25 protein-coding genes are annotated in these 26882 nt (G+C 71.1%); 13 read left to right on the top strand and 12 right to left on the bottom strand.

The window, feature by feature from the left end; translation table 11 throughout:
* Positions 1-258: 258 nt before the first annotated feature.
* Positions 259-1002, top strand: a complete 744-nt coding sequence (locus ACWD5O_RS12045) for an HIT family protein (protein ID WP_450085292.1) — start codon at positions 259-261, stop codon at positions 1000-1002.
* A gap of 49 nt (positions 1003-1051) precedes the next feature.
* On the opposite strand, the gene ACWD5O_RS12040 is transcribed toward ACWD5O_RS12045, so the two are convergent.
* On the bottom strand, positions 1052-1711 hold the full coding sequence (locus ACWD5O_RS12040; RefSeq protein WP_450085295.1) for a DNA alkylation repair protein: 660 nt from the start codon (positions 1709-1711) through the stop codon (positions 1052-1054).
* 143 nt (positions 1712-1854) lie between these two features.
* Between ACWD5O_RS12040 and ACWD5O_RS12035 the strand changes: the two genes are divergently transcribed.
* Positions 1855-3363 carry a pyridoxal phosphate-dependent decarboxylase family protein gene (locus ACWD5O_RS12035; protein WP_450085291.1) on the top strand — a complete coding sequence of 503 codons (1509 nt, stop codon included), beginning with the start codon at positions 1855-1857 and terminating at the stop codon, positions 3361-3363.
* Between the two features lie 645 nt (positions 3364-4008).
* Here the strand turns inward: ACWD5O_RS12035 and ACWD5O_RS12030 are convergent.
* Complete coding sequence (locus ACWD5O_RS12030) at positions 4009-6915, bottom strand: BTAD domain-containing putative transcriptional regulator (RefSeq protein ID WP_450085290.1); 2907 nt, start codon at positions 6913-6915, stop codon at positions 4009-4011.
* 21 nt (positions 6916-6936) lie between these two features.
* Between ACWD5O_RS12030 and ACWD5O_RS12025 the strand changes: the two genes are divergently transcribed.
* Complete coding sequence (locus ACWD5O_RS12025; RefSeq protein WP_450085289.1) at positions 6937-7866, top strand: diacylglycerol/lipid kinase family protein; 930 nt, start codon at positions 6937-6939, stop codon at positions 7864-7866.
* Here ACWD5O_RS12025 and ACWD5O_RS12020 read toward each other — a convergent pair.
* Together ACWD5O_RS12020 and ACWD5O_RS12015 are read right to left on the bottom strand one after the other, a co-directional pair.
* On the bottom strand, positions 7863-8789 hold the full coding sequence (locus ACWD5O_RS12020; protein WP_450085288.1) for a 5'-3' exonuclease: 927 nt from the start codon (positions 8787-8789) through the stop codon (positions 7863-7865). The two genes, ACWD5O_RS12025 and ACWD5O_RS12020, sit on opposite strands and share 4 nt — an antisense overlap.
* Before the next feature lie 58 nt (positions 8790-8847).
* Complete coding sequence (locus tag ACWD5O_RS12015; RefSeq protein WP_354965308.1) at positions 8848-9075, bottom strand: hypothetical protein; 228 nt, start codon at positions 9073-9075, stop codon at positions 8848-8850.
* A gap of 119 nt (positions 9076-9194) precedes the next feature.
* On the opposite strand from ACWD5O_RS12015, the gene ACWD5O_RS12010 reads away from it, so the two are divergent.
* On the top strand, positions 9195-10295 hold the full coding sequence (locus tag ACWD5O_RS12010; protein WP_450085287.1) for a DUF4037 domain-containing protein: 1101 nt from the start codon (positions 9195-9197) through the stop codon (positions 10293-10295).
* Here the strand turns inward: ACWD5O_RS12010 and ACWD5O_RS12005 are convergent.
* Complete coding sequence (locus ACWD5O_RS12005) at positions 10276-11553, bottom strand: MFS transporter (protein WP_450085286.1); 1278 nt, start codon at positions 11551-11553, stop codon at positions 10276-10278. The two genes, ACWD5O_RS12010 and ACWD5O_RS12005, sit on opposite strands and share 20 nt — an antisense overlap.
* Positions 11554-11635: 82 nt before the next feature.
* On the opposite strand from ACWD5O_RS12005, the gene ACWD5O_RS12000 reads away from it, so the two are divergent.
* Positions 11636-12517: a winged helix-turn-helix transcriptional regulator gene (locus ACWD5O_RS12000; RefSeq protein ID WP_450085285.1), complete on the top strand. Its 882-nt coding sequence runs from the start codon at positions 11636-11638 to the stop codon at positions 12515-12517.
* 62 nt (positions 12518-12579) lie between these two features.
* On the opposite strand, the gene ACWD5O_RS11995 is transcribed toward ACWD5O_RS12000, so the two are convergent.
* Positions 12580-13950: a glycosyl hydrolase family 18 protein gene (locus ACWD5O_RS11995; RefSeq protein ID WP_450085284.1), complete on the bottom strand. Its 1371-nt coding sequence runs from the start codon at positions 13948-13950 to the stop codon at positions 12580-12582.
* A gap of 270 nt (positions 13951-14220) precedes the next feature.
* Between ACWD5O_RS11995 and ACWD5O_RS11990 the strand changes: the two genes are divergently transcribed.
* The 3 genes from ACWD5O_RS11990 (at position 14221) to ACWD5O_RS11980 (ending at position 17099) form a co-directional block, all read left to right on the top strand.
* Positions 14221-15336, top strand: coding sequence for a M24 family metallopeptidase (locus tag ACWD5O_RS11990; RefSeq protein ID WP_450085283.1), 1116 nt, complete (start codon positions 14221-14223; stop codon positions 15334-15336).
* The gene (locus ACWD5O_RS11985) at positions 15333-16475 is read left to right on the top strand and encodes an acyl-CoA dehydrogenase family protein (protein WP_450085282.1); all 1143 of its coding nucleotides are present in this window, start codon (positions 15333-15335) and stop codon (positions 16473-16475) included. The genes ACWD5O_RS11990 and ACWD5O_RS11985 overlap by 4 nt, the downstream gene beginning before the upstream one ends.
* A gap of 117 nt (positions 16476-16592) precedes the next feature.
* Positions 16593-17099: an Lrp/AsnC family transcriptional regulator gene (locus tag ACWD5O_RS11980; RefSeq protein WP_354965301.1), complete on the top strand. Its 507-nt coding sequence runs from the start codon at positions 16593-16595 to the stop codon at positions 17097-17099.
* On the opposite strand, the gene ACWD5O_RS11975 is transcribed toward ACWD5O_RS11980, so the two are convergent.
* Positions 17029-17640 (bottom strand): histidine phosphatase family protein, encoded by a 612-nt coding sequence (locus ACWD5O_RS11975; protein ID WP_450085281.1) that lies wholly within the window; start codon positions 17638-17640, stop codon positions 17029-17031. The two genes, ACWD5O_RS11980 and ACWD5O_RS11975, sit on opposite strands and share 71 nt — an antisense overlap.
* A 176-nt stretch (positions 17641-17816) precedes the next feature.
* Here ACWD5O_RS11975 and ACWD5O_RS11970 point away from each other — a divergent pair, with 176 nt between their 5' ends.
* A complete protein-coding gene (locus ACWD5O_RS11970) occupies positions 17817-18011 on the top strand; it encodes a CsbD family protein (protein ID WP_354965299.1) in 195 nt (64 codons plus the stop codon).
* Positions 18012-18085: 74 nt separating this feature from the next.
* Positions 18086-18427, top strand: a complete 342-nt coding sequence (locus ACWD5O_RS11965; protein WP_450085280.1) for a YnfA family protein — start codon at positions 18086-18088, stop codon at positions 18425-18427.
* Between the two features lie 39 nt (positions 18428-18466).
* Here the strand turns inward: ACWD5O_RS11965 and ACWD5O_RS11960 are convergent, their stop codons facing one another.
* The 4 genes from ACWD5O_RS11960 to ACWD5O_RS11945 form a co-directional block, all read right to left on the bottom strand.
* Positions 18467-19495 (bottom strand): aldo/keto reductase, encoded by a 1029-nt coding sequence (locus ACWD5O_RS11960; RefSeq protein WP_450085279.1) that lies wholly within the window; start codon positions 19493-19495, stop codon positions 18467-18469.
* 34 nt (positions 19496-19529) lie between these two features.
* Positions 19530-19973, bottom strand: a complete 444-nt coding sequence (locus ACWD5O_RS11955; protein WP_354965296.1) for a nitroreductase/quinone reductase family protein — start codon at positions 19971-19973, stop codon at positions 19530-19532.
* Positions 19974-20080: 107 nt separating this feature from the next.
* Positions 20081-20986: an AraC family transcriptional regulator gene (locus ACWD5O_RS11950; RefSeq protein ID WP_354965295.1), complete on the bottom strand. Its 906-nt coding sequence runs from the start codon at positions 20984-20986 to the stop codon at positions 20081-20083.
* Positions 20987-21221: 235 nt separating this feature from the next.
* A complete protein-coding gene (locus ACWD5O_RS11945) occupies positions 21222-22346 on the bottom strand; it encodes an FAD-dependent oxidoreductase (RefSeq protein WP_450085278.1) in 1125 nt (374 codons plus the stop codon).
* On the opposite strand from ACWD5O_RS11945, the gene ACWD5O_RS11940 reads away from it, so the two are divergent.
* Positions 22281-23096: a TetR/AcrR family transcriptional regulator gene (locus ACWD5O_RS11940; protein ID WP_450085277.1), complete on the top strand. Its 816-nt coding sequence runs from the start codon at positions 22281-22283 to the stop codon at positions 23094-23096. The genes ACWD5O_RS11945 and ACWD5O_RS11940 overlap by 66 nt on opposite strands.
* Positions 23097-23126: 30 nt before the next feature.
* Positions 23127-24077, top strand: a complete 951-nt coding sequence (locus tag ACWD5O_RS11935; protein WP_450085276.1) for a polysaccharide deacetylase family protein — start codon at positions 23127-23129, stop codon at positions 24075-24077.
* Between the two features lie 193 nt (positions 24078-24270).
* On the opposite strand, the gene ACWD5O_RS11930 is transcribed toward ACWD5O_RS11935, so the two are convergent.
* The gene (locus ACWD5O_RS11930) at positions 24271-25677 is read right to left on the bottom strand and encodes a KamA family radical SAM protein (RefSeq protein ID WP_450085275.1); all 1407 of its coding nucleotides are present in this window, start codon (positions 25675-25677) and stop codon (positions 24271-24273) included.
* Positions 25678-25819: 142 nt separating this feature from the next.
* Between ACWD5O_RS11930 and kdd the strand changes: the two genes are divergently transcribed.
* On the top strand, positions 25820-26881 hold the full coding sequence (gene kdd / locus ACWD5O_RS11925) for an L-erythro-3,5-diaminohexanoate dehydrogenase (protein ID WP_450085274.1): 1062 nt from the start codon (positions 25820-25822) through the stop codon (positions 26879-26881).
* The last annotated feature ends 1 nt before the right edge of the window (position 26882 follow it).

Here is a 26882-nt window from a genome sequence, read left to right as displayed (position 1 = left end):
GGCGCCAGCGTGCCCGACGACACCCCGCCCGTCCGCAGTGACAACGATCTTCGGACGTGACCCGGTATCGTGCATCTGGAAGGTGCCCTCCACGGCGGAACGATGTGACCCTCGACAAGTCCCATCATCCCAGCCCAGAGGGCATTTTCACGTTCACGACCCGCCACCACCGCCAGCCTTCATGAAGGCGCGAGGCTAGCCTGACAAAACGTCCGCTGGGACCCGCACGGGCATCCGGATCTGCCGCTGATAGCTCGCATGACCCGCGGCCCGGGGCTCTTCCTCGGTCATCCGACCGGCTCAGAACAAACCCCAACTGCGCTGAGCACTCACCCCTACCGGCGGCTTCCTGCTTTTGCGGGTACTAGTCTTCGCCGCATGGCCTTGCGACCGGACGAGTTCTATGACCACGCCGTCGCCGTCGCGGACGCCGAGCGTCGGCTCCCGTTGGCACGCATGACGGGTTGGGAGATCAGTCCGTTCGAACCGGACGGGCTCCGCGTAGCGCCGTTGCGCCCGCCGGTGCTCCCGGAGCCCGCGCGGCACGGCGAGGATCCGTCGGACTGCAACGCCTGTCGTGACCGGGACGAGGGGATCTGGTTCAACGATCACTGGCGGCTGGCGCGGATTTCGGGCGTGGGCGTTCCGCTGGTGCTCATGCTGTATCCGCGCGATCACTACGACATGGCGGATCTGCCCGACGAACTGGCCGCCGAGCTGGGGTTGTTGAGCACTCGCATTGTTCGCCACGTGCAGGCACTGCCGCACATCTCGCGGGCCCACGTGTACCGCATCGGAGATGGTGGCGCCCATCTGCACGTCTGGTTCTTCGCCCGGCCCGAGGGGCAGGCCCAGTTGTACGGGTCGTGGCTGGTCGTCTGGGACGACCTGCTGCCGGAGTACCCGGCGGACGTCGCGGAGGCTGACGCTGACATCGTGGCGGACGCGTTGGTCGCGTGCCACGGCGGCCACCGGTCGCCCAGCAGGGAACCGGTCGTCTGACCGGCCTGATCCACGGCCCGGGTGTCACCGTGGCGGCTGGACGTGCGTCCTACCTGTCGTGCTGGCGGCGCACCATCTCGTTGATCCAGATGGGCGCGAACGGGGACGTGCAGCCCGGCGAAGTCGGGTAGTCCTTGAGCACCTCCAAGCGCTCGCCGATGTCGATTGCACGGGCGCGGTGCTCGGCGTGCTCGATCCCGATCTGAGCCAGGCAGTGGTTCATGGCCCACTGGAGGCGATCCGGGGCGTCCTTCATCTCCGCCTCGATGACGTCGAGCAGCCCCGGTAGGTCGAGGACCTCCGGCTTCTTCGTCACGCGTTCGGTGGTCAGCGCCCAGCCGGCACTCGCGACCACTGGATCCGGATCGGCGGACCAGGCCAGGCGCAGCTCTTCGGAGTGTGGGTTCTTCTTCACCACATAGTTCACGAGCCAGTCGTGCACCTTGGGTGTGCGGGCCTCGCGCAACATGGCGTCCAACTCGCCACGTCCGAACGCCTTCGGTCGGCAGATCAGAATCGCCAGAAGTCTCGCCGCGGTGTCACCCGTCGCCCAGAGCTGGCACGCGAGTTCCTGCTGCGTCTTCAGCCGCTTCGCGAGCGCGCGCAGACTGCCGAGGTGCAGACCGTGATCGTCACCGTGTTTTTCGTTCACCTCGCGAGTCTTCGGGTCCTCGAGTTCGGCCAGCTCGGCCCTCACCTCGGCCACCATCGTCTCGGTCGGCGTCGTCTCGGCCACCGCAGCCTCCTGCTCATCACGTGCGAGAGCAGCGTACGACGGAAGTCGACCACTCGTTGCTGCCGCTCGTACTCGCGGGCGAACGCCAGGACATGATCCACACTATCCTCCGGGTCATGACTTCGATCTCATCCGACGGACGCGGCGTCGACTCGGCCCTGGACCCCTCGGCGGAGCAGATCCGGGACATGGGTGGCCGCGCCGTCGAGTGGATCGCCGCCCACCACGAATCGATCGGGGATCTGCCGATCAGCCCGCGAACCTCCGCAGCCGCGCTGAAGGAGCTACTCGCCGAGCCGCTGCCCGCCGAGGGCCGCGACTTCGCCGATCTGCTGAGGGTCTTCCGGGACGTGGTCGTGCCCGGCAGCCGGCACAACGGGCATCCCCGCTTCTTCGGATACGTCTCGGCGCCGGGTACCGCCGTCGCCGCGGTGGCCGACCTTCTCGCGTCGGCGCTGAATGCGAATCTCCCCGCATGGCGGTCCGCACCGGCTCCCGTCGAGCTGGAGCACGTGGCCATCGACTGGATCAAGGAGGCCATCGGCTGCGATCCGAGCGCCGGAGGTCTGTTCATGAGTGGCGGCTCGATGGCCAACCTCACCGCGCTGGCCGCCGCCCGACACCGCCATTGCGGCGACACGGTCGCCACCCAGGGTATGGCCGCCCACCCGGCGCAACTGCGCGTCTACGCCTCCACCGACACCCACCACTCGATCCACAAGGCCGCCGCGCTGCTCGGCATAGGGCGGATGAACGTCCGCGAGATTCCAGTGGACGCCCGTTTCCGAATGGACGTCGGCGCACTAGTCCGTGCCATCGAGGAGGATCGGGCCGCCGGGGCGGAACCGTTCTGCGTGGTGGCGAACGCCGGCACCGTCGTCACCGGCGCGGTCGACCCGCTCGCCGACATCGCGGTGGTCGCGCGTGAGAACGGGCTCTGGATGCACGTCGACGCGTGCTACGGCGGCTTCGCGCGGCTCGCCCCGTCGGCCCGTGCGCTCTTCGACGGCTTGGCGGAGGCCGACTCCATCTCCCTCGACCCACACAAGTGGCTCTACCTGCCCGCAGACTGCGGCTGCCTCATCTACCGGGACCCCGAGGCGGTACGGCCCGCCTTCAGCCTGGACGCCGACTACATCCGGGTCATGCGGGCCGAGCCGGCCGAGGCCTTCGCGTTCTGGGACTACGGCCCCGACCTGTCCCGGCGATTCCGGGCGCTCAAGGTCTGGATGACGCTGGCGCACGCCGGGTCGCAAGCTGTCAGCGATGCGATCGAGAGCAACCTCGACTGCGCCCGCCACCTGGCCGAGCTCATCGACGACAGCGTCGACTTCGAGCTGCTCGCCCCGGTCGAACTCTCCATCTTCTGCTTCCGCTACCTGCCGCCGAGCGCGCAGGCCGGCTCGCGGTCGCAGACCGATGAGGAGCAACTCGACCGACTCAACGAACGAATCATGGTGTTACTGCAGCAGGCCGGCAGCTCGTACCTGTCGAACGCGACCATCAACGGCCGCTTCGCGCTGCGCGGCTGCGTGGTCAACTACCGCACCACCCGACGCGACATGCGGATCCTGCTCGACGACGTACGCCGTGCTGCCGAGCAGGCGACCGAGGAGACGCGCTGAAGAGCAGCGTGGCACCGAAGGCGTGTCGCACCCCGACCGACTGACGTAGGCCCCACCCGGGGAGATAGTGGGGCCCGACGATGGTGACCAGCTGAGCGGGGAACCGCGGGTCAGAGTTCCTTCAGGAGGTGGTAGTAGGAGCCCGCCCGGCTGCACAGGTAGTTTCTACCCGTCTGTGAGCGCAGGAAGCTCGCGTGGAATGCGCAGGCGGCCAACCCCATGGAGTTGCCCGGGTAGGAAGCGACGAAGGCCCAGCTCTGAGCCACCATGTCGCCCTCGGCGACGGCACTGACGGACGATCCTCCCGATGTCGTAGCGGCTGCCGCCGGGGATGCGATCCCCAGGACGCTGGCGCACGTCACCGTTGCCATCGCCGCGGCGGCGAAGCTGCGCCTCCGGCTTCTCGTTCCAGGTGACATTTCCAGGCTCCGTTCTGACGTGAATCGGTCTGCGTGAGCGCGCCGGCGCCCTCGGGCCTGGCCGCGCACCCCCGTTTGGCTCGTACAGATGTCACGGTCTCCCTCCCGGCGAGCCTTGGCTGACTACTGATGGCGCAGTCTTCCAGCAGAATGTTGGCTCGATGTTGGCCAGACCGCGGAGACGCCAACGGCGCCGGATGCGCCGGCGAGGGTGCGAAACACGCCCTCAAGCCTGCGGCGGTGACTGCCCGGCGGTGTCGTCGGAGAGCAACTCGGACAGCCGGGTGCGCATCTCGTCGAGGCGACGATCGCCCAGGGGTTCGAGGATCGTGACGGCTTCATGCAGGGCTGCGACGGCGGCCGGAAGGTCTCGTCGGGCCGCGGAGATGTCGGAGCATCCGTGCAGTGCCCATGCTCCCCGCATGCGGTCGCCGGTGCTCCGGGCGAGCCGGACCGCTGTGTCGTAGTGGTGTCCGGCCTGATCGAGGTTGCCCTGAAGGAGATGCAGGCGGCCGAGATTCGTGTGGACGCTCGCCGACAACCAGTCACGGTTGCTGGACCGCTCCGCGGCCGACAACGCCGACGTGTAGGCGTCGAGTGCCTCCTGCTGGCGGTCGGCCCGTCGATGCAGGTAGCCAAGGTTGAGTTCGACCTTGAAGATGAGATCGGGGTCGTTCAGCAGGGTCGCGAGATGCCGCGCCCGCAGCAGTGGTGGGAGTGCCTCGTCAAGTGCCCCGCTGTCAGCCAGCATCGCACCTAGGCTCGCCTCGACGTCGGCCTTGCCGGCATGGTCGCCGCTCTGCCCGAAGAGTGCGCTGGCGCGCTGGTACGCGGCCCGGGCCTCGGTACGTTGCAGCAGGAGGCAGTGTGCGACGCCCAGGCTTCCACGCAGGGTGGCCTCGCCGGTGCTGCTGCCGACCAGGGCGGCGGATCGGATGCCCTGCTCGATCACGGCGATCCAGGTGTCGCGGGGGGCCCGGCGTTGCAGCCAGCCGCGTATGTTGACGGCGAGGGGCCAGACGAGATCAGGGTGGATCCGGACGTGCTGGTCGATCAGCCCGATGATCGTTTCCGCCTCGGTGTCGACCCAGCTCACCGCTGCGACGGTTCCGGTCAGGTCAGGCAGGAAGAGGTGCTGCGGGTCAAGGACGGCACCACCGCCGGCTCCGCCTGCGGTCGGCCTGATGCTGTGCTGTGCTTGGCGGGTTGCGTGCCCATACCAGCGGAGCAGCTGCCGTTCGGCGGCCGCGCGATCGGCCGAGGTGTCGTCGAGCTGGCCCTGCTGATGGGCGAACATGCGCGTCAGCTGATGGAGGCTGACCAGGCTGTCCGCTTCGACGGTGACGAGATTGGCCGCGGCGAGCGTGTCGACCAGGTCCGTCAGGACGGTGCCGCAGGAGATGCCGGCCAGTGCGGCCACGGCGCCGAGCGGGATCGCACGGGCGTCCAACAGGCCGAGGCGGCGTAACAGCCGACGTGCCGGTGCGTCCAGCCGGCGGTACGACACCGCGATGACGGCGCGCACACTCGCGTCGCCATCGGTGGTGGTGAGCCGGGCGAGTCGGGTGCGCTCATCGTGCAGGGCGTCGACCAGGGCGTCCGGCCGGGCTCCCAGCCGCAGGTGGGCGCCCACGATCCGGATGGCCAACGGCATCCCGTGGCACAGCGCCACCAGGGTACGGACGTCGTCGGTCGCGGAGTGGGACATCTCGGCGATCGCCCGGAGCAGACGGATGGCCGGCTCGCCGTGCAGCGGGTTCAGCACCAGGAGGTGAGCGCCTTCGCGGGCGATGAGCCCGTCAAGCCGGTTCCGACTGATGATCACCAGCATGCTGTCACCGGCGCCGGGGAAGAACGGCCGGGCCTGCTGGGCGCTGCTCACGTTGTCCAGGACCATCAGCACCGTGCGGCTGGACAGCAGCGAGCGCAGCTGCGCGGCGCGTGTCTCTGCCTGCTGTGGCACGTCGTCGGGCGCGATGCCGAGATCGACGAGGGCCCTGGCCAGTGCCACCGTCGCCGGGATGTCATTGTCGAGATCGAGGTAGAGCTGCCCGCCAGGAAAGCTCTGCCGGTTCTGATCGGCCCAGTGCGTCACCAGAGCCGTCTTGCCCATGCCACCGGATCCCGTGACGACCACTGAGCCACTGGGACGCTGACCGGATCGGGATTTCGCGTGCACGGCGTCGAGGACCCCGAGCTCGTCGTAACGCCCGACGAAATCGCTGGGTGGAACGGGCAGCTGCGCCGGCCGGACCGCGGCAGCGGCGACGGATGGCACAACCGCTGGCGTGGGGCCGCGCAGGATCGCGGTGTAGAGCTGCTGCAGGCGCGTACCCGGGTCCGCTCCAAGCTCGTCGGCGAGAATGCGCCTGGTCCGTTCGTAGACGGTCAGCGCCTCCGCCCGACGGTCACTGCGGACGAGCGCAAGCATCAGTTGCGCCTGGAGGCGCTCGCGCAGCGCGTTCTCCGTGGCCACGGCCGACAGCTCGGCGCACAGTTCGCGGTGGAGTCCGAGGCTGAGTTCGATGTCGACGCAGCGTTCGTAGGCGGTCATCCGCTGCTCGCCCAGGTGGTTTGCTGCCACCCGCACATGATCGGTATCGGCGGCGCCATGGTAGGCGTCCGTTCCCCGCCACAGCCGCAGCGCCGCCCGGTAGCGCTGACGCGCCTCGGCGAGCCGGCCCTGCGCCTCGTCGTGCGCGGCCGCGTCGACCAGAGCGACGAATTCGTCGGCATCAAGCTGGTGGCCGGCCAGCCCGATCCGGTAGCCACCACCCGCGCGAATGATCGATCCAATGCCGAGGTTGCGGCGCAGATGATGGACGAGGACCTGCAGCGCCACGTGCTTGCTGTCGCTCGGGTCGCGACCCCACAGGGCTTCCATCAACGTGCTGTCGGCGACCGTCTGGCCGCGGGCGGCAACGAGGCAGGCGAGTACGACCTGATGTTGACCTCTGCCGGCGGCACCACTGACCCCGATGTGTCGACGGCTCGCAGTGGCCCCAGGACTTCGAACCGCATGATTTCTTCCTCGGGCGTGGCGTAACCGGTATGGGACCCGCCGATCGTGGCACGACGAACGTCGATCAGCGACACCCCGGTCGGTTGCGAAGGTCTGATTTCGGCCGGCCATCCGACGATAGGCTCCGGGCCTATGCGGACGAAGCCGGAGCTGAGCGAGACCATCCGACGGGAGCGGCGCGCGGCGCTCGTGGTCAACACCCACTCCCGTCGCGGTCGCCGGCTCTACGAGCGGGCGCGGGATCGGCTCACGTCGGCCGGCTTCAAGCTGCTGGCCGCGTACCCGGTCGACGTGCCCGCCGAACTGGAGCAGAGCCTCGCCGCTGCCGCCGACCTCGGACCGGACCTGCTGATAGCCGGTGGCGGCGACGGGACGATCAGCACCGCCGCACGCCTGCTCGCGCACCGCGACATCGCGCTCGGTCTGCTGCCGCTGGGCACCACCAACAACTTCGCGCGCACCGTGGGCGTCCCCCTTCACCTCGACGCGGCCGTGGCGGTCCTCGCCGACGGCAAGGTGATCGACGTCGACCTCGGGCTCGTGGGCAGCCGGTGGTTCACCAACCACGTCGGTATCGGCCTGTCCGCCGACGTGATGCTCAGGACGCCGGCGCGCCTCAAGCGGGCCACCGGCCGGCTCGCGTATCCGGTCACCGCGTTGACGCTGCTGACCCGGCACCGCCCGCTGCGCGCCGTGGTGCGCGCCGAGGGACGGGAGCGCGAGGTGGTCACCCACCAGCTGTACGTGGCGAACGGCGGCTTCCACGCCGGGCGGCCGATCACCGCGGACGCGGACGCCGACGACCGGCTCCTGGTCGCCTATCCGGTGGGCGGCGCGCCCCGCCGTGAGCTGCTGCGGCACACGGCCCGTAACGCGGCGACCGGGCATCGCCGCACGCTCGGCGAGGAGCCGTTCCTCGCCGTCCACCAACTCTGGCTGGAGACCGACCGACCCGCGCCCGTGGAGGTCGACGGCGAGCTGTACGGCGAGACCCCGATCCGGATCGGCCTGGATCCCAACGCGCTCCGCATCATGGCTCCCGCCGACAGCCCGGATCGTTAGGCGTCAGCGCGTGCGGCGAGGGCGTCCACCAACCGGCGGGCGGAGCCGGCCAGGTTCCACGTGCCGGCCAGTTCGAGCAGCCGGTCCGGGTCGGCGGGGGCGGTCGGCAGGGCGGTGGGCAGCTCCGGCAGCGGCACGTCGAGCGCGACCCGGACCACCGTCGGCGCGACGGCCAGGTAGTCGCGGGCGGCGGCCAGCTTGGCCCGCAGGCCCGGTGCGAAGGACGAGTCCGAATCGTCCAGGGCGGCCAGGATGCCGGCGATGCTCCCGTACCGCTCGATGAGTCGGGCGGCGGTCTTCTCGCCGACGCCCGGCACCCCGGGCAGCCCGTCGCTGGGGTCGCCGCGCAGCGCGGCGAAGTCGGCGTACCGGTTGGCCGGCACGCCGTAGCGGGCCTGCACGGCGGCGTCGTCGCAGTCGTCGAGCTTGGCCACGCCGCGCCCGACGTAGAGCAGCCGGACCGGCCGGACGTCGTCGACGAGCTGGAACAGGTCGCGGTCGCCGGAGACCACCTCGACCGGGCCCGGCTGGGTCACCGAGAGTGTGCCGAGCACGTCGTCGGCCTCGTAGCCGGTGGCGCCGACGGCGGTGATGCCGACCGCGGCCAGCACCTCCAGGATCTTCGGCACCTGCGGGGAGAGCGTGTCGGGCACGACCTCGCCGCCCTGCGGAGCCACCCGGTGCGCCTTGTACGACGGGAGCAGGTCGACGCGCCACGCCGGGCGCCAGTCGTAGTCCAGCGCGCAGACCATCCGGTCCGCGCCGCGCCCACGGATGAGGGTGGCGAGCATGTCGAGGAAGCCGCGCACGGCGTTGACCGGGGTGCCGTCCTCGGCGCGGGCGGCGGATTCCGGAATGCCGAAGTAGGCCCGGAAGTAGAGGCTGGGTGCGTCGATCAGCAGGATCGGGGATCGGTGTGCCACGCCCGACAGCCTGGCACAGCCCTCCGACGATCAGGGGTACGCCCGGCCGTCGTCCGCGTCAGCGCCGCTCGTCGTGCCGGTAGACGGTTGCCCTGCGGGCCAGGTACTGCACGACGTAGCTGGCCACCAGCAGCAGGATCGCGACGAGCACCTCGACCCAGGCCGCGACACCGTCGGCCACGGTGAGGCCGATGATCAGCAGGACCAGGCCGACGAGGGCGAGGACCCCGGCCCACAGCTGCCGGCGACGGCGCGTCGCCGCCCGGTCCGCCTCGTTCGCTGCCACGTCGGTCCTCCCGGTCGCGGTGCCCGTACGGTAACCCTCTGTCCAGGCTATGACCCACGGCGCCGTCCGACCCGGGAAACCGCGGTGCGGCTGGTGCCCGACCGGCGCAGACTGCCGGTGTGGCGTTCCTTCCCGGTCTGACGCTCGCCCGCCGCTACCACGACGAGGTGGTCGCACCGGTCCTGCACCGTCGCTTCCCGGGTCTGCGGTACGCGGCCGGCCTGCTGGACGGCGGCTCGGAGTTGCTGGGCCTGGACACCGCGCGGTCCACCGACCACGACTGGGGGCCGCGCGTGCAGGTCTTCGTCACGGCCACCGACGCCGACCGGATCCTGGGGCTGCGTGCCGGGCTGGACGCCGACCTGCCGGCCGAGTTTCTGGGCTGGCCGACCCGCTTCGCCGGTGACGACGGGCGGCTGGGCGTCGCCGACCCGGCGGGCGGCCGGCTCGGCGTCCGCGTGGACGAGCTGGCCGGTTGGTGGCGCGATCGGCTGGGCTTCGACCCCGCCGACGGTGTCGCCGTGGCGGACTGGCTGGCCACCCCGACCCAGCGGCTGGCCGAGGTGACCGGCGGCGCGATCTTCCACGACGGCCTCGACGGCGCACTGACGGCCCGCCGGACGGCGTTGGCCTGGTATCCGCCGGACGTGTGGCGACACGTGCTCGCCGCGGCGTGGACCCGGATCGCGCAGGCGGAGCACCTGCCCGGCCGGTGCGCCGAGGTCGGCGACGAGTTGGGCAGCCGGGTCGTCGCCGCCGGCCTGGCCCGGGACCTGATGCGGCTCGGTCTGCTGCTGCGCCGGCGCTGGCCGCCGTACGACAAGTGGCTCGGTACGGTCTTCGGCGGGCTGCCCGACGCGGCGCCGGTGGTCGCGGCACTGAACGACGCGCTCGGCCCGGGCGCCTGGACCCGACGCCAGGCCGGGCTGGTCCAGGCGTTGGAGGCGGTGGCCCGGTGGACCGACGAGACCGGGCTGGCGGCGCCGGTGCGCGCTCGCGTCCGGCCGTTTCACCACCGCCCGTTCCTGGTGCTGCACGCCGAGCGGATCGCCGCCGCGCTGCGCGCCGGCGTGCGTGACCCCGCGCTGCGCGACCGGCCGCCGCTGGGGGCGGTCGACCAGTACGTGCACAGCGTCGACGTGCTCACCCACGCCGACCGGGTCCGCCGGCTGGCCGACAGCCTCTGGCCGGGCGGCGTCGTCACCGACCTGCGACGGTGAGCGCCGGCGGGGCGGGGCGGGGCGGGGCGTCGTCCCGGTCGTGGTCGGTGAGGTCACGCAGGTGCCGGACGGGGGAGAACAGCGGCGCCAGCGGCGCGCACACCACCGCCGTCGCGAAGACGAACAGGGTGGCCCGCGCGCCGAGGGGGCCGGCCAGCGCGCCGGCGACCAGGCCGCCGACCGGGATCGCGCCCCACGAGACGAACCGGACGGTCGCCATCACCCGGGAGAGCAGGTCGGGAGGGCTGGCGATCTGCCGGTACGTCCGGGTGGTCACGCTGAGCACCACCGTCCCGAGGGCGAAGACGACGTTGCCGGCGGCGAAGGCGGCGTACGCCGGCCAGCCGGTGCCCCAGGGGATCAGGAACGCCCCGGCGACCGTGGTGAACCCGGCGGCGATCAGGGCGCGGGCGGTGCCGATCCGTGCGGTGATCCGTGTGGTGAGCGCCGCCCCGACCAGCGCGCCGATCCCCTCGACGGCGAGCAGCACCCCGACCAGGCCGGCCGGGGCGTGCAGTTCGCGGACCAGGTAGAGCGGGTAGAGCGCGTACTGCGCGCCGCAGACGAAGTTGATGGCCGTGGCGGCCCACATGCCGGGCCCCATCACGGGGTGGTGCGCGACGAAGCGCCAGCCCTCCCGGATCAGCTCGCCGACCGGCGGCCAGCGGTCCGGAGCGTCGTCGCGGCGGGCGGGCAGCGTGCGCAGCAGTGCCGCGGAGACGAGGTAGCTGGCCGAGTCCACGAGCAGGGTGGGCACCGCGCCCAGGGCCTGCACGGCGAGCCCGCCGAGGGAGGGGCCGCTGAGTTGGGTGGCGGCGTGCGTTGCCGAGGTCAGGCTGTTGCGGGACTGCAACTGCTCGCGGTCCACGATGCTGGGCAGGAACGTCGAGTTGGCCACGTCGAAGAGCACGTTGGCGAAGCTGACCACGAGCGCGGTGATGACGAGATGGGCGACGGTGAGGTGACCCCACCACCAGGCCAGCGGGATCGACGCGACGGCGACCGCGCGGGCCAGGTCGGCGCCCACCTGGGCGCCGCGCAGCGGCAGGCGTTGCACGATGACGCCGGCTGGTAGGCCGATCACGATCCAGGCGACGTAGCTGGCGGCGGCGATCAGGCCCATCTCGAACGCGGTGGCGTCGAGCACGGTGAGCGCGGTCAGCGGCAGGGCCACCGCGCCGACCGCCGACCCGACCATGCTGGTCGTGCCGGCGGTCCACCATCGCCAGAACACCCCGGCCCGATCGTCGACGTGCATGTCGTCCGCCCCCGTTCGCCGTGCCAGTGCGTTCCAATCTGAAACGGACTATAGTCGAGGGCGGAGCGGAGGGAGGTGACGGGTGCGGCGGGAAGATCTTGCCGACGCGGACTGCGGCATCGCGCAGGCGCTCGGCGTCCTGGGGGACTGGTGGACCTTCCTCATCGTGCGCGACGTCGCCGGCGGGACGACCCGCTTCGACGCCCTCCAGCGCGAGCTGGGGGTGAGTCGGCGAGCGCTGGCCGAACGCCTCGCCGCGCTGGTCGAGCACGGCGTGCTCGAGCGCCGGCCCTACTCGCACCATCCGCCGCGCTTCGACTACCTGCTGACCGCCAAGGGTGAGGGGCTGCTTCCTGTGCTGATCGCACTGCAGGACTGGGGCACGAGACACCTGATGGGCGACGGTGACCTGACCGCGACCGCCGACCCCGACTCGGCCGAGGCACGCCGCGTGCACGAGCTGATCGGGCGGCGGCTGCCCGACGTCGTCCTGCCCGGGCCGGACGGCCAGCCGATCGCGCTGACGGACGGCGACGCGTGGAGCGTCCTCTACTTCTTCCCCGGGGCGTACGCGCCGGGGACGCAGGGCTACCCGCCGGGGTGGGCCGACATTCCCGGCGCCCGCGGCTGCACCCTGGAGTCGAAAACCTACGCCGACCGGTACGCGGACTTCCAGGCTTCCGGCGCACGGGTGTGGGGGGTCAGCACGCAGCGGCCGGACCAGCTCGGCGACTTCGCCGCGTACGCCCGGCTGCCGTTCCCGCTCCTGTCCGACCAGGACGGTCGGCTCGCCGCCGGGCTGCTGCTGCCCACCTTCCGGGCCGGTGGGATCACCCGGTTCAAGCGGTTGACGCTGCTGGTCGACCCGGCCGCGGTGGTCCGCGCGGTGCAGTTCCCGGTCACCGATCCGGCCGGCTCGGTGGACGAGATGCTCGACGTGGTCCGCAAGCACCGCGCCGCCTGATCGCAGGCACGGGCCCCCTGTTGACGCCGAGCGTCAGCAGAAAGCCCGTGCCTGCCGCACGGTCAGGCCGGGAGGGTCCAGCGCTGGTTGGCGCCGGCGAAGCAGTCCCAGATCTGCAGCCGGGTGCCGTCGGCGGAGCTGTTGCCGGTGGCGTCCAGGCACTTGTTCGACTGCGGGTTGCGCAGCGTGCCGTTGGACTGGGCCTGCCAGACCTGGGCCCCGCTGCCGTTGCAGTCCCAGAGCTGCACCTTGGCGCCGTTGGCGGTGGAGCCGCTGGCGACGTCGGCGCACTTGCCGAGGGCGCGCAGCGTGCCGTTGCTGGCCACGGTCCAGGTCTGCGCGTTGGTGCCGTTGCAGCCCCACAGCTGAACGGCCGTGCCGTTGGCGCTGCTCGCCGAGGCCACGTCGACGCACTTGCCGCCGATCCCGGTGATCGGGCCGGTGTGGCCGGTCGGCGGCGGGGTGGTGCCGCCCATGATGGTGTCGTACATCGCGCTGACCAGCGATGTCGAGCCGGTGGTGTCCTGCGACAGCTCCCAGTTCATCACCCCGCCGGCGTTGGCCAGGGCCCACTGCGTCTTGCGCTTGACCGTCGGGATGCCGTTGTAGCACTGCTGGGCGCCGCCGACGGTGGTGCAGTCCCGGTTGGCGTTGGCCGGGTCCATCCCGACCAGCGCCGAGTAGGTGTAGTAGCCGGGGCGGCTGTAGAAGGGGATCCCGAGGACCGCCTTGCTGGCCGGCAGGCCGCGCGACTTCCACAGGTTGATGCTGGCGATCGACCAGTCGTAGTTGGCGTGTGGGCTGCCGCCGTCGTACGCCATGATGTTGAGCCAGTCGACCTGGCCGAACACGGCCGTCTGCACGCCCTGGACGCTGCCGCCCTCGGAGACCACGGCGGCGGTGAGCAGCTTGCCGCGGCTGTGCATGGCGCTGCCGAGCTGCGTCATGAGCTGGGTGTAGTTGTTCGCCGAGGCGCCCGGGTCCGGGTACTCCCAGTCCATGTCGACACCGTCGAGGTTGTACTGGTTGACGAAGTTGACCAGGTTGTTGACGAAGTTGGTCCGGCTGCCGGCGTTGGCCGCGAGGGCCTCGAAGGCGGAGTCGTTGCCGTCGTTCCAGCCGCCGACCGCGATCGACACCCTGACGTTGTTGGCGTGCCCGAGCGAGACCAGCGAGGAGAGCTTGCTCGGGTTCTCCACGGGGCGGAGGCTGCCGTCGTTGTTGGGCAGCACGAAGGCGTAGTTGATGTGGGTGAGCTTGTTGTACTGGACGGTGTTGACGTTGCCGGCCCAGGAGGGCATGTAGCCGACGCTCTTGAAGTTGTTCGGCAGCACCACGGCCTGCGCGGCGGTGGGCACGAGGGTGAGGGTGGCGCCGGCCGTGGCCAGCGCGAGCAGGCCGGCGGCGAGGGCGCGGCGCAGTGGTGAGGACATCGGGGGCCTTCCCGTGGGCGGGGGACGACAGCCGCCCGTGCAGGGTCGTCGCGGGCGGGGGTGCGGTTGCGGTACGCAGGGACGGGTGGCCTCGAGGCAGCCAAATCTTAAAGAGTGTTAACTGTCCGCGTCAATCAACGTCGGTGAATTTCCGGGCTGGCGCGCTGTTAAGAAGGGGCCCGTGCTCTACACCAGGCGTTAATAAGGTGCCCTTCCTTCGGGCAGTGCGCTGGCTGCCGGCGATCCCCAAACGACCGTTAAGCTGACCGGGTGGGAATCGACGAGCTGTACCCGCCCGACCGGCTGATCGCCGCGCAGCGCGCCACCGCGGCCGCCGGCCTGGACGCCCTGCTGCTCACCCCCGGCTCCGACCTGCGCTACCTGACCGGGTACGACGCCCGCGCGGGGGAGCGGCTGACCTGCCTGGTGCTGCCGGCCGAGGGCGAGCCGACGCTGATCGTGCCGACGCTGGAGCGACCGGCCGCGGAGGCGTCCCCGGCGCCGGCCACCGGGGTCCGCATCGTCGATCACGCCGACGGCACCGACCCGTACCCCCTGGTCGTCGCAGCCCTCGACGGTGCGCCCGCGGCGGTCGGGTTGGCCGACCGGATGTGGGCCGAGCAGGTCCTCGCACTGCGTGCCGCCCTGCCGGCCGCGGCGCAGCGGCTCGCCGGCGAGGTGCTGCGCGAGCTGCGGATCCGCAAGTCCCCGGCGGAGGTCGCGGCCCTCGCCGAGGCGGGCGCGGCGATCGACGAAGTGCACCTGCGGATGGGGGAGTGGCTCCGCCCCGGGCGCACCGAGGCCGAGGTGGCCGCCGACATCGCCACTGCGATCCGGGCCGCCGGGCACGTCAGCGTGGACTTCGTGATCGTGGCGGCCGGGCCGAACGGGGCCAGCCCGCACCACGGCACCTCGGACCGGCCGATCGGCACCGGCGAGCCGGTGGTGGTGGACATCGGCGGCACCATGGCGTCGGGGTACCGCTCGGACTGCACCCGCACGTACGTCGCCGGCGGGCCGGCGCCGGCCGAGTTCCAGGACTACTACGCGGTGCTGCGCGACGCGCAGCGCGCTGCGGTGGCGGCCGTACGGCCCGGGATCAGCGGCGCCGCGGCCGACGCCGCCGCCCGGGAGCCGATCGCCGCCGCCGGCTACGGCCCCGCGTTCCTGCATCGCACCGGCCACGGCATCGGCCTGGACGGTCACGAGGAGCCCTACCTGGTGGCCGGCAACGACCGGCCGCTGGAGGCCGGGATGGCGTTCTCCATCGAACCGGGCATCTATCTGGCGGGCCGGCACGGCGCCCGCATCGAGGACATCGTCGTCTGCACCACGGACGGCGTGCAGCGGCTCAACACCACCCCCACGGAGCTCATCGCGCTATGACTGTCGACCGGATCCTGCCCACCGACGAGGCCCACGACCTGCTGGACCTCGCCACCGAACTCGCCGATCGCGAGCTCGCGCCGAAGGCCGTCGGCTTCGAGGAACGCGCCGAGTTTCCCCGCGAGGTGCTGCGGACCCTCGGCCGGGCCGGCCTGCTCGGCCTGCCGTATCCGGAGGAGCACGGCGGCGCCGCACAGCCGTACGAGGTGTACCTGCAGGTGCTGGAGATCCTGGCCAGCCGCTGGCTCGCGGTCGCCGAGGCGGTCAGCGTGCACACCCTGTCCTGCTACCCGGTGGCCGCGTTCGGCAGCGACGAGCAGCGCAAGTTGCTGCCGGACATGCTCGGCGGCGAACTGCTCGGCGCGTACTGCCTCTCCGAGCCGCAGGGCGGCTCCGACGCGGCGGCGCTGAGCACCCGGGCGGTCCGCGACGGCGACGCGTACCTCGTCTCCGGCACCAAGGCGTGGATCACCCATGCCCGGACCGCCGACTTCTACAACGTCTTCTGCCGTACGGGTGGGCCCGGCGCGAAGGGCATCTCTTGTCTGGTCGCCGACGCCGGCACCGCCGGCATCACCCCGCAGGCGGCCGAGCGGACCATGGGGCTGCGCTCCTCGCCGGTGGCGCAGATCGCCTTCGACGAGGCGCGGGTGCCGGCCGAGCGGCTGATCGGCGGCGAGGGTGCGGGCTTCACCATCGCGATGTCCGCGCTGGACTCGGGTCGGCTGGGCATCGCGGCCTGTGCGGTCGGGCTGGCCCAGGCCGCACTGGACTACGCGATCGGGTACGCCCGGGAGCGGCAGCAGTTCGGTCGGGCGATCGTCGACTTCCAAGGGTTGGGCTTCATGCTCGCCGACGCGGCGACCCAGATCTCCGCCGCCCGCGCGCTGACCCTCGCGGCGGCCCGGCTGCGCGACGCCGGGCGTCCGTACTCGATCGAGGCGGCCAAGGCGAAACTCTTCGCCACCGACATGGCGATGCGGGTGACGACCGACGCGGTGCAGGTGCTCGGCGGCGCCGGCTACGTGGCCGACCACCCGGTGGAGCGGTACATGCGCGAGGCCAAGGTGCTGCAGATCGTGGAGGGCACCAACCAGATCCAGCGGCTGGTCATCTCCCGGGCTCTGGCCAAGGGCTGAGCCCGGGTCGACGACGCGTGGTGGCGCGGCTGCGGTGGGTCCACCGTGGCCCGCCGTCCGCACCCTGCGGTGGGAGCCTCGTCGCCGTCCGGCGTTTTTCCCGGTAGGTTGCTCGCCGTGGAGGAGATCGACCGCGCCATCGTCGCAGCGTTGACCGCTGACGGCCGCCTGTCGTACACCGACCTGGCCGACCGGGTCGGGCTGTCGGTGTCCGCCGTGCACCAGCGGGTGCGCCGGCTCGAGCAGCGTGGGGTGATCAAGGGGTACGCCGCCCGGGTCTCCTTCGAGGCGCTGGAACTGCCGCTGACCGCGTTCGTGGCGATCCGGCCGTTCGACCCGTCGCAGCCGGATGACGCGCCGGAGCGGCTGGCCCACCTGCCCGAGATCGACTCCTGCTACTCGGTGGCGGGGGAGGACTTCTACATGCTGCTGGTGCGGGTTGCCAGCCCGACCGACCTGGAGCGGGTGCTCCAGGAGATCCGTACGTCGGCGAACGTGACCACCCGGACCACGGTGGTGCTGTCCACCCCGTACGAGAACCGGCCGCCGAAGATCAGTGCCGGGCCACCGAGTCGGTCGCGGTCCCGGGTGCCGGAGGAGCCGGCTGGTTCCACCGCAGGATGACCTGCCGATCGTGCTCGTGACCGAGCACGCTGACCGTGGCGGTGTCCAACCGGAGGCGGCCGCCGGCGGACGGGGGCAGGCCGATCCAGCGGGCGCCGAGCACCCGCAGGCTGTGCGCGTGGCCCACCAGCGCCACGGTGCCCCTGTCCAGCAGTGGGGCGACCCGGGTCAGCACCCGGTCGAGGCGGGCCCCCACCTGCGCGGGTGACTCGCCGCCGGGGCAGCCGTCGGTCCAGATGTTCCAGTGCGGTTGGTCTTCGTGGATGTCGACGGTGGTGCGTCCCTCGTACTCGCCGTAGTTCCACTCGCTGAGGTCCTCGTCGACGGAGTCGACGGTGAGCCCGGCCAGCTGCGCGGTGCGCAGCGCCCGGGAGCGGGGGCTGGCCAGCACGGTGACGAATCGCCGGCCAGCAAGGAACGCGGCGAGGGTGCGGGCCTGCCGCTCGCCGTCGGGGGTCAGCTCCAGATCGGTGTACGACGTGTGCCGTCGGGTGGCGCTCCAGGTGGTCTCGCCGTGCCGGATCAGCAGGAGCTCTCCCATGCGGCCAGTTAACCATCGCGGACCCGGCGGCACCGGGTGGCCTCCGATGCCGCGCCCCCGGACACTCAACCTATCTTCCTAGGATGCCTTCCCGGATGTGCCGACCGGCACCACCGGTTTCGGCACCCGGAAACCGGGCAAGCGAGCCGGGAGAGACGCCAGACGGAGGAGGCGCGATGAGCTTCACCGACAAGGCACGAAACAAGGTCGAGCAGATGGCTGGTGCCGCGAAGGAGCGGATCGGCGACAAGACCGACAACGAGCAGATGCGGGCCGAGGGCGCCAGCCAGAAGAGCGACGCGCGCGCCAAGCAGGCCGGTCAGAACATGAAGGAAGCCGGTAGCAACGTGAAGGACGCCTTCACGAAGTGATCTGAGCGGACCCACGGGTCCCCGGGCGACTGTGCGCCCGGGGACCCGTCGTGTGCTGCGGCTAGGGTCGCGGGGTGACCGTGCTCCGCTCCCTGGTGTTGTTCGCAGTGGCCGCGCTGGCCGAGATCGGCGGCGCCTGGCTGGTGTGGCAGGGCTGGCGCGAGCAGCGTGGCCTGTGGTGGATCGCCGCGGGCGTGATCGCGCTGGGCTCCTACGGCTTTGTCGCCACCTTCCAGCCGGACGCGCACTTCGGCCGGATCCTCGCGGCGTACGGCGGGGTGTTCGTGGCGGGCTCGTTGGCCTGGGCGATGCTCGTGGACGGCTTCCGCCCGGACCGCTGGGACCTGGCCGGGGCGGTGCTCTGCCTGCTCGGCGTCGCGGTCATCATGTACGCGCCGCGCGGCGCTACTGCCTAGCGCGGCGCGACTTCCCTACGCGCCGTCAGCGGTCGTCGTTCAGGCGGCGGAACGCTCCGGGACCGGTCGGCGGCGCAGGCCCACGCTCGAGATGGCCGGCGGTACGTAGGCCACGTCGTTGGGGCCGGCGTCGGTGCCGGGCGGGGCGATCTCGTCGATCCGGTCGAGGATTTGGTCGCTCAGGGTGACGTCGGCGCCGGCCAGGAGGTCGTCGAGCTGTGCCATGGTGCGCGGCCCGATGATCGCCGAGGTGACGCCCGGGTGCGCGATCGCGAACGCCATCGCGAGGTGGGTCATCGGCAGGCCGGCCTGCTCGGCGAGCGGGACGAGCTGCTCCACGACGTCGAGCTTGCGCTCGTCGCTGAAGTGCTGTGGGGTGTGGCCCGACCGATGGCTGTCGAACTCCTGGCCCTTGCGGTACCGGCCGGTGAGCAGGCCCTGGCCCAGCGGGCTCCACACCAGCGCGCCCATTCCGTAGCGCTGACAGACCGGCAGCACCTCGCGTTCGATGCTCCGGTTGATGATCGAATACGGCGGTTGTTCGGTGCGGAAGCGTTCGAGGCCGCGTCGCTCGGCGACCCACTGTGCTTCGACGATCTCCGAGGCGGGGAAGGACGACGCGCCGATCGCGCGTACCTTGCCGCTGTGGATCAGGTCGGACAGGGCGGACAGCGTCTCCTCCAGGTCGACCGACGGGTCGGGGCGGTGGACCTGGTAGAGGTCGAGGTGGTCGGTCTGTAGGCGGCGCAGAGAGTTCTCGACGGCGGTGGTGATCCAGCGCCGTGAGTTTCCGCGGTGGTTCGGGTCGTCGCCCATCGGATAGTGCAGCTTGCTGGCGAGTACGACGTTGTCGCGGCGGCCCTTGAGCGCCTTGCCGAGGATCACCTCGGATTCGCCGGCGGAGTACACGTCGGCGGTGTCGACGAAGTTGATTCCCGCGTCGAGTGCTTTGTGGATGATGCGGATGGAGTCGTCGTGATCGGGGTTTCCCATGGCGCCGAACATCATGGCGCCCAGGCAGTACGGGCTGACTTCGATTCCGGTCCGGCCCAGGTTGCGGTATTTCACTGTTGTCCTTCGGAGTGGTTCGGTGATTGGTGGGCTATTCGGAGTGCGTCGAGGACGTGGTGCGCAGTTCCTCGTCGTCGAAGACGATTTCGACGAGCGGGCTGTGCGGGAACCAGTCGTCGAACGTCTGGCGCCGGCTGACCCGCGCAGCGATCTCGGGTCGGTTCTGCAGGTCGAGGACCGCGGTGATCACCCGCCGTCGTGTCGGCTCGTCGACCGGCACCGCGGTTGCCGGCAGGTCGGCCGTGACCCCGTGCTTGAGATGGACCGTGAACCGTGGGTGGGCGCGCACGTTCGCGTACCAACTGCGGGGTCCGGGCATACCGGTCAGGTACCAGCGACCGTCGACGCGGTGGAACCAGATCTCGATGCGGCGGGGGACGCCGGTGCGTGCGCCCAGTGTGGTGATGTCTATGGTGCGCGCGGCCGCGGAGGAGTCCGGTCCGATGGCGAGGGCTCGTGCGATGGCGTCGTCCATTTCACCGGCCTTTCCCGTTTTTGTTCCGATGAGTCCATGAAAGCAGCGCCGGAGAGGCGGAACTAGCGGAATCGTCTCGTGTGGTTGCACAATCCTCTTCCCCGGAGTCAGGGGAGCGCGGCGCCGGCATTTCCGGCTCCGGCACGTATGCGCAGCGCGTCGATGCTGGGCGGAGCACCGAACAGCCGTCGGTACTCGCGGCTGAATTGGGACGGGCTGTCGTATCCGACGCGATGGGCGACGCGGGTGATGTCGTTGGGGCTGTTCGCCAGCAGCAGTCTCGCGGTCTGTAGGCGGATGTGCTTCTGGAACTGGATGGGGCTCATCGCCGTCACCGCCTGGAAGTTCCGGTGGAACGCGGAGACGCTCATCGCGGAAAGCTGTGCCACCTCGTCGACGCGGAAGGGCCGTGTGTAGTTTTCCCGGATCCACTGGACAGCCCGGGCGATGTGGCTCAGGCTGCTGTCCGCGAGGCCGATCTGCCGGACGACGTCGCCCTGTTCGCCGGTCATCAACCGCCAGAGGATCTCGCGCTTGAACAGGGGGGCCAGTGCCCGGCGATCCTGTGGCCGGTCGAGCAGCCGCAACAGCCGCACGATGGCGTCGAGCAGTTCGTCCGGGGCGTCACTGACCGCGATTCCGGGCCGCGCGGTGCCGGGGGAACGCGGCAGATCGCCCGGCCCGGCCTGGAGCAGCAGCTCCGCGATCGTGGCAGGGTCCAGGGTCATTCCGAAGCCGAGTACGGGGTGGCCCGGGGCGACGTTGATGACGTCCCCCGTCACCGGGAGGTCGACCGAGGCGACGAGGTACTGACCGGGGTGGTACTCGTAGACCTGGTCGCCAAGGGCGAGTCGCTTGCCGCCCCGGGCAATGACCGCCAGCACCTTGCCGGACATCGAGGAGACCGGGGAGGCGGTGTGCTCGATCCGGCAGACCCGTACGCCCTCGATTGCGGTGGCCAGGTCGCGGCGCACGTGTCGTTCCAACAGGTCGCGAAGCTCGTCCAGGGGCATGCCCCGAGTGCAACACGAGACCCGCGGTGACCGCTGGTCAGCGGCAGGATCGTGCAAGGACTCGCCAGTTTCATGAGAGCGTCCACTGGTACCACGGTGTGGGTCGGGCTGGCCGGCGAGTGGTTCGTGCAGGCCGCGTAGGTGCAGGGCCTGGATGATGCGTCCGACGAGGCCGTCGGCGCGGGGTGTGGTGTCTGGTTGGCGCGCTGGTCGAGGACGGTGTCAACCCAGGTTGTCAATCTGCGGGTGCCGGCTCGGTGGCCCGTGGCGCGAAGAAGCGGACGAGGTCGTCGGCTGCGGTGGGGGACAGCATCATGGCCTGGACTCGTGCGGACATCTCGGCGATCGGGTGGGTTCTGGCGAACATCTCCTCCTCGTACGCCTGGATCGCCGGGTCGGGGTCGGCGGGGTTGGTGGCGAGGGCGGCGGCGAGTTCGGCGGCGTCGAGCATGGCCTGGTTGGCGCCCTCGCCGACCGGTGGCATGAGGTGCGCGGCGTCACCGATGAGGGTGATGCCCGGACGGTGGGCCCAGCGTGTGCCGGTGGGCATCGCCTCGATCCTGCGTGGGGTCGGTGGGCTGTCGGCGGCTTCGATGAGCGCGGTGAGGCGCGGGTTCCAGCCATCGAACATGTCCAGCAGGGCGCGCTTGCTGCGGTAGGTGTCCAGGTCGCGATCGTCCGCGCGCAGGGAGATCCCGACCCGGATGCTGCCGTCGCCGAGGCGTTGCGCGGCCAGGATCTGGTTGACGCCGACGCACCAGAGGTTTCCGGGGCCGACCAGCTCGGCGACGTCCGGGTGGCGCCGGTCGGCGTCGCTGATGTTCAGCTCGATCAGGGTGGCCACGTAGGAGAGTGTCGTGTCGGTCAGCAGCGACCGGACGACCGAGCGTGCGCCGTCCGCGCCGATGAGGACATCGCAGTCGGCGCGGTGGCCGCCATCGAACGTCAGCCCGAACCCTCCGTCGGGTCGTGGCGTCGCGGCGACGAGCCGGTGCTGCCACGCGACCGTGTCGCCGGGGAGTGAATCAAGCAGAAGGTCACGCAGTGCGCTGCGGTCGATCTCGGGGCGTCCGGAGAATGAGCCGGGTTGTGGCGTGTGGTGCACGAGGGTGCGGCCGGCCGGGTCGAGGATGCGGTGTTCCTCGCCCTGCGGCCGTGCCTCGGATCGGAATCGGTCGGTGAGGCCCGCGTCGGCCAGGGCCTGTTGCCCGGACTCCGGGTGCAGGTCGAGCATTCCGCCCTGTGCTCGCGCGGATCGGCTTGCCTCGCGTTCGTACACCACCGCGGCGATGTCGTGCCGGTGCAGGATTCGGGCCAGGGTCAGGCCGCCGAGGCCACCCCCGGCGATCGCGATTCGCATCATCAGGTCCCTTACCGTACGCTGTATTTCATGGATACGCCGCACGGTAGCGTACCGCTGCCCGTCTGGGAACGGCCCGAGCCGCAGCCGCGGGCGGCGCCGGTGCCGCTGAGCCGCGCGAAGATCGCCGCCACGGCGATCCGGATCGCCGACGCGCACGGCCTCGACGGACTGTCGGTACGCAAGATCGCCAAAGAGCTCGGTGTCGGTCCGATGCGGCTCTACGACTACGTGATCAACAGATCGGAACTGCTCGATCTGATGGTCGACGCCGTCTATGCCCAGATCGCCGAGGCCGGCCAGCAATCCGGGTGGCGCGACACGGTGCTGGCCATCGTTCACCGGACCCGCGACGCCGCTCTCGACCACGAGTGGTTCGTCGACCTGCTCGGCGCAAGGCCACACCTGGGACCGCACGCGCTCGCCGTGGGCGAGTCGACCGCGGCGGCGCTCAGCCAGGCCCCTGGCGTGCGCGGTGTCGACGATCTCCAGCGGGCCCTGGGCGCCCTCAACGCGTTCATCGTCGGAGCGCTCCGCAGGGAGATCACCGAGCGACGCACCGCCCGTTCCACCGGCACCGACGTGTCCGTCTGGCAGGCCGCCCTCGGGCCCTACCTGACACGCATGCTCGAAACGGGCCGCTATCCCACCGTCGCCCGGCTCGTCATCGACGGCGCCCACCTCAACGCCGAGGAAACCTTCCAGGACAACCTGATCACCATCCTGGACGGCATCACCAGGGGACAGTGAGCGGCCCTCGCGTCTGGAATGATCGCCGGCGTGATCCGACCACGGCCGCGTTCGCTGCTCGGTGTGCTGGTCGCGGCGGCCGCGATCGGCGTCGCCGCGTCCGCCATCGTGCTCTCCACGACACCGGCGCCGCGCAGGTCGACGGCCGTCGCCGCGCCAGCCGGACCGGCCACGTCAGCCGGTCCCACCGCTGCCACGGAGCCGTCGGGTGACGCCGCTCCCGCTCCCACGCCGAGCGGGTCGGGTGGCGCCACTCCGACGCCGAGCGGGCCGGCAGCCACCGTTCCCGGGGCGACGCGGGTGGGGACCCGACCACCGGTGGTGGATCACGGACCGCGTACCGGGAACCGGGTGGCGTTGACCTTCGACGCGGACATGACCGACGGGATGCTGCAGAACCTGCACACCGGCAAGGTCAGGTCCTACGCGAACCTGCGCGTCCTGGATCTGTTGGAGCGGGAGCGGATTCCGGCGACCTTCTTCCTGACCGGCAAGTGGGTCGAGCGGTATCCGCAGGTGACTCGGCGGCTCGCCGGCAACCCGCGCTTCGAGTTGGCCAACCACACGTACGGGCATGCGGCGTTCACCGGGGACTGTTACGACCTGCCCCGGGTGCGGGCGAGCGGGATGACCGACGACGTGGCGAAGACCTTCCGGGTGATCGAGCCGTACGGGGGCCGGCAGACCCGGTACTTCCGTTTTCCGGGACTGTGTCACGACGCGGCGGCGCTGGCCGCGCTCGCGCCACTCGGCGTGACGGTGGTCGACGGGGACGTGGTGAGCGGCGATCCCTTCGCCACCGCATGGGAGCCGCTGGTGCGGGCGGTGTTGGACAACGTCCGCCCCGGGTCAGTGGTGATCATGCATGTGACCGAGGCGAACGCCGCGATGACCGATGAGGCGTTGCCGCACATCCTGGCCGGGTTGCGCGAGCGGGGGCTGGTACCGGCGCCGTTGTCTGAGGTGTTGGCCAGCGCCTGAGTGTCGGCCGAGGGGCCGGCATGAGGTCGGTGAGCGTTATACCGCAGAGTCATATCTATACCTGGGAGTCATAACGCTCCTGCGGGACCGACCGACCGACGCCCTGCCCTGGCGGTCGAGGTGCCGGTGAGGGACGCCGCAATGGGCGACACCCCCGGCAAGGGGATCCGCCGGGGGTGTCGTGGGTGGTGGGTCAGTCGTCGCGGTGGTCGGTCCACCACTGCTGCCCGCCCTCGGGCAGGGTGTCGATCGGGTCGTAGTAGGCGTAGCGCTTGTTGAGCGCCTCCAGGTCGGCCGACTCGATGGAGGTGCGGTAGTTCTTGGTCCAGTAGGAGATGCCGCGGTCGCGGTCGTAGTCGGTGAGCATGTGCACCCACCGCTTGCCGACGAAGGGGACGTCGCAGACGATCCGCGGGGTGGCGTAGCCGGGCAGGTAGCCCATGATGTCGTGCTGGAGCTGCTGGGCGTGCCAGACCGGCACCCGCCAGTGTTCGGCGTTGGGGATCATGTCGCACATGTAGAAGTAGTACGGCAGGATGCCCGCCTCTCCCTGGAGTGCGAAGCAGAGGTCGAGCAGGTCGGGGGTGGTGGCGTTCACCCCGCGCATGAGCACGCCCTGGTTGCGGACGTCGCGGACGCCGACGTCGAGGGCGGTCTGGGCGGCCTTGGCGACCAGCGGGGTGAGCGACTGGGCGTGGTTGACGTGGGTGTGGATGGCGAGGTTCACGCCCCGGCGGGCGGCGGTGCGCGCGACGCGTTCCAGGCCCTCGACGACGTCGGGCTGCAGCCAGTGCTGGGGCAGGCCCATGAGGGCCTTGGTGGCGAGCCGGATGTCGCGGACCGTCTCCAGCTCCAGCAGGCGCATCAGGTACGACTCGAGGTTGCGCCACGGCACGTTGGCCACGTCACCACCGGAGACGACGACGTCGCGGACGCCGGGGTGCGCCTTGAGGTAGCTGATGTGGGCGTCGTAGCGCTCGACGGGCTTGAGGGTGAGTTTGAGTTTGTCGACGGCGGGGGTGGAGTTGCCGACGAGGTCCATCCGGGTGCAGTGCCCGCAGTACTGGGGGCAGGTGGACAGCAGCTCGGCGAGGACCTTGGTGGGGTAGCGGTGGGTGAGCCCCTCGGCGACCCACATGTCGTGCTCGTGCAGCGAGTCGCGGCTGGCGTACGGGTGCGACGGCCAGTCGGTGCGTCGGTCGGAGGCGACCGGGATCATGTAGCGGCGGATGGGGTCGGCGAGCAGCGCCTCGGTGGTGAAGGGCGCGAACGGCACCATCGTGTTGATCATCTGGGGTGGCACCAGCATCGACATGGTGGCCAGGGCCTTCTGGTCGGCCTCCAGGTCGGCGTAGAAGCTCTCGTCGATGAGGTCGCCGAAGACGGTCCGCAGCTGCTTGATGTTCTTGACGCAGTTGACGCGCTGCCACTGGGCGGATTCCCACTGGTCTCGGGTGACGTGGCGCCAGCCGGGGAAGCGGGTCCAGTCGGGCTCGACCAGGGGCTGGCGGCGGTATTCGTACGGCTGCCCGGCGGTCGGTACGGCGACCGGGGCGTGACGGGGTTGAGCGATGGTCTCAACCGGTTGCGTCTGGGTCACGGCCCCTCCTCAGTGCTGCGGCTGATCAACGAAACCCGAAGGCTACTGGAAAATATCCGGTACAGAAACTAGTCTGCCGTAAGTTTTCCCGTTACGCGATCCCCCGACCGGGGCTTCGGGCGGCTGGACAGGGGAGGTCGGCGTGACGTCACCGGTGGGACTGCACCGCGTCGTGGAACCGGCGGGGGTGCTGCCGCAGGCGGCCTGGCGGTTGGACGCGTCCGCCGCGATCGCGCCGAACGAGGTGCGGATCCGGGTGCAGCGGCTGAACCTGGACGCCGCGAGCTTCCGGCAGTTGTCGGAGAAGCACGGCGGGAACGGCGACGCGGTCCGCGCCGAGGTGCTGGAGATCATTTCCACCCGGGGGAAGATGCAGAACCCGGTGACCGGGTCCGGCGGGATGCTGATCGGCACGGTCGAGGAGGCCGGCCGGCGCTCCCCGCTGGGCCTCAAGCCGGGCGAGCGGGTCGCCACCCTGGTGTCGCTGACCCTGACCCCGCTGGTGGTGACCGACGGGCTGGCCCGCTGGGACGGGCGCAGCGAGCAGGTGCCCTGCGACGGGTGGGCGATCCTGTTCGCCCGATCCATCGCCGCGGTGCTGCCGGACGATGAGGACCCGCAGCTGTCCCTGGCGGTGCTGGACGTGTGCGGGGCGCCCGCGCTGACCGCGCGGGTGGTGTCGCGCTACGTCGAGGACCGGCACCGTGCGGGCGACCCGACGCCGGCGCGCGTCGCGGTGATCGGTGGCGCGGGCAAGAGTGGGTCGCTGTCGCTGGCCGCGGCGCGGCGGGCGGGCGCCGCGCGTACCGTCGGGGTGGTGCCGGTGGCGGCGGAGCGCGACGCGCTGACGGCCGCCGGCCTGGCCTCGGTGGTGGCGATGGCCGACGCCCGGGACCCGGTGGCGCTGTCCACGGCGGTGACCACCGCGCTGGGCAGCCCGGCGGACGTCACCGTGGTCTGCGTGGACGTGCCGGGCTGCGAGCACGGGGCGGTGCTGGCCACCGCCGACGGCGGCACGGTGATCTTCTTCTCGATGGCGACGAGCTTCTCCGCCGCGGCGCTGGGCGCCGAGGGGCTGGCCGCGGACGTGACGATGCTGGTGGGCAACGGGTACGTGCCGGGGCACGCGGAGCTGGCACTGGGGCTGCTGCGCGCCGAGCCGGGGGTGCGTCGGCTGTTCGCGGCTCGGGTCGCGGCAGACTGAG

This window comes from Micromonospora sp. NPDC005161 (genome assembly GCF_053599855.1).
This window is presented reverse-complemented; position numbering and strand designations above follow the sequence as displayed.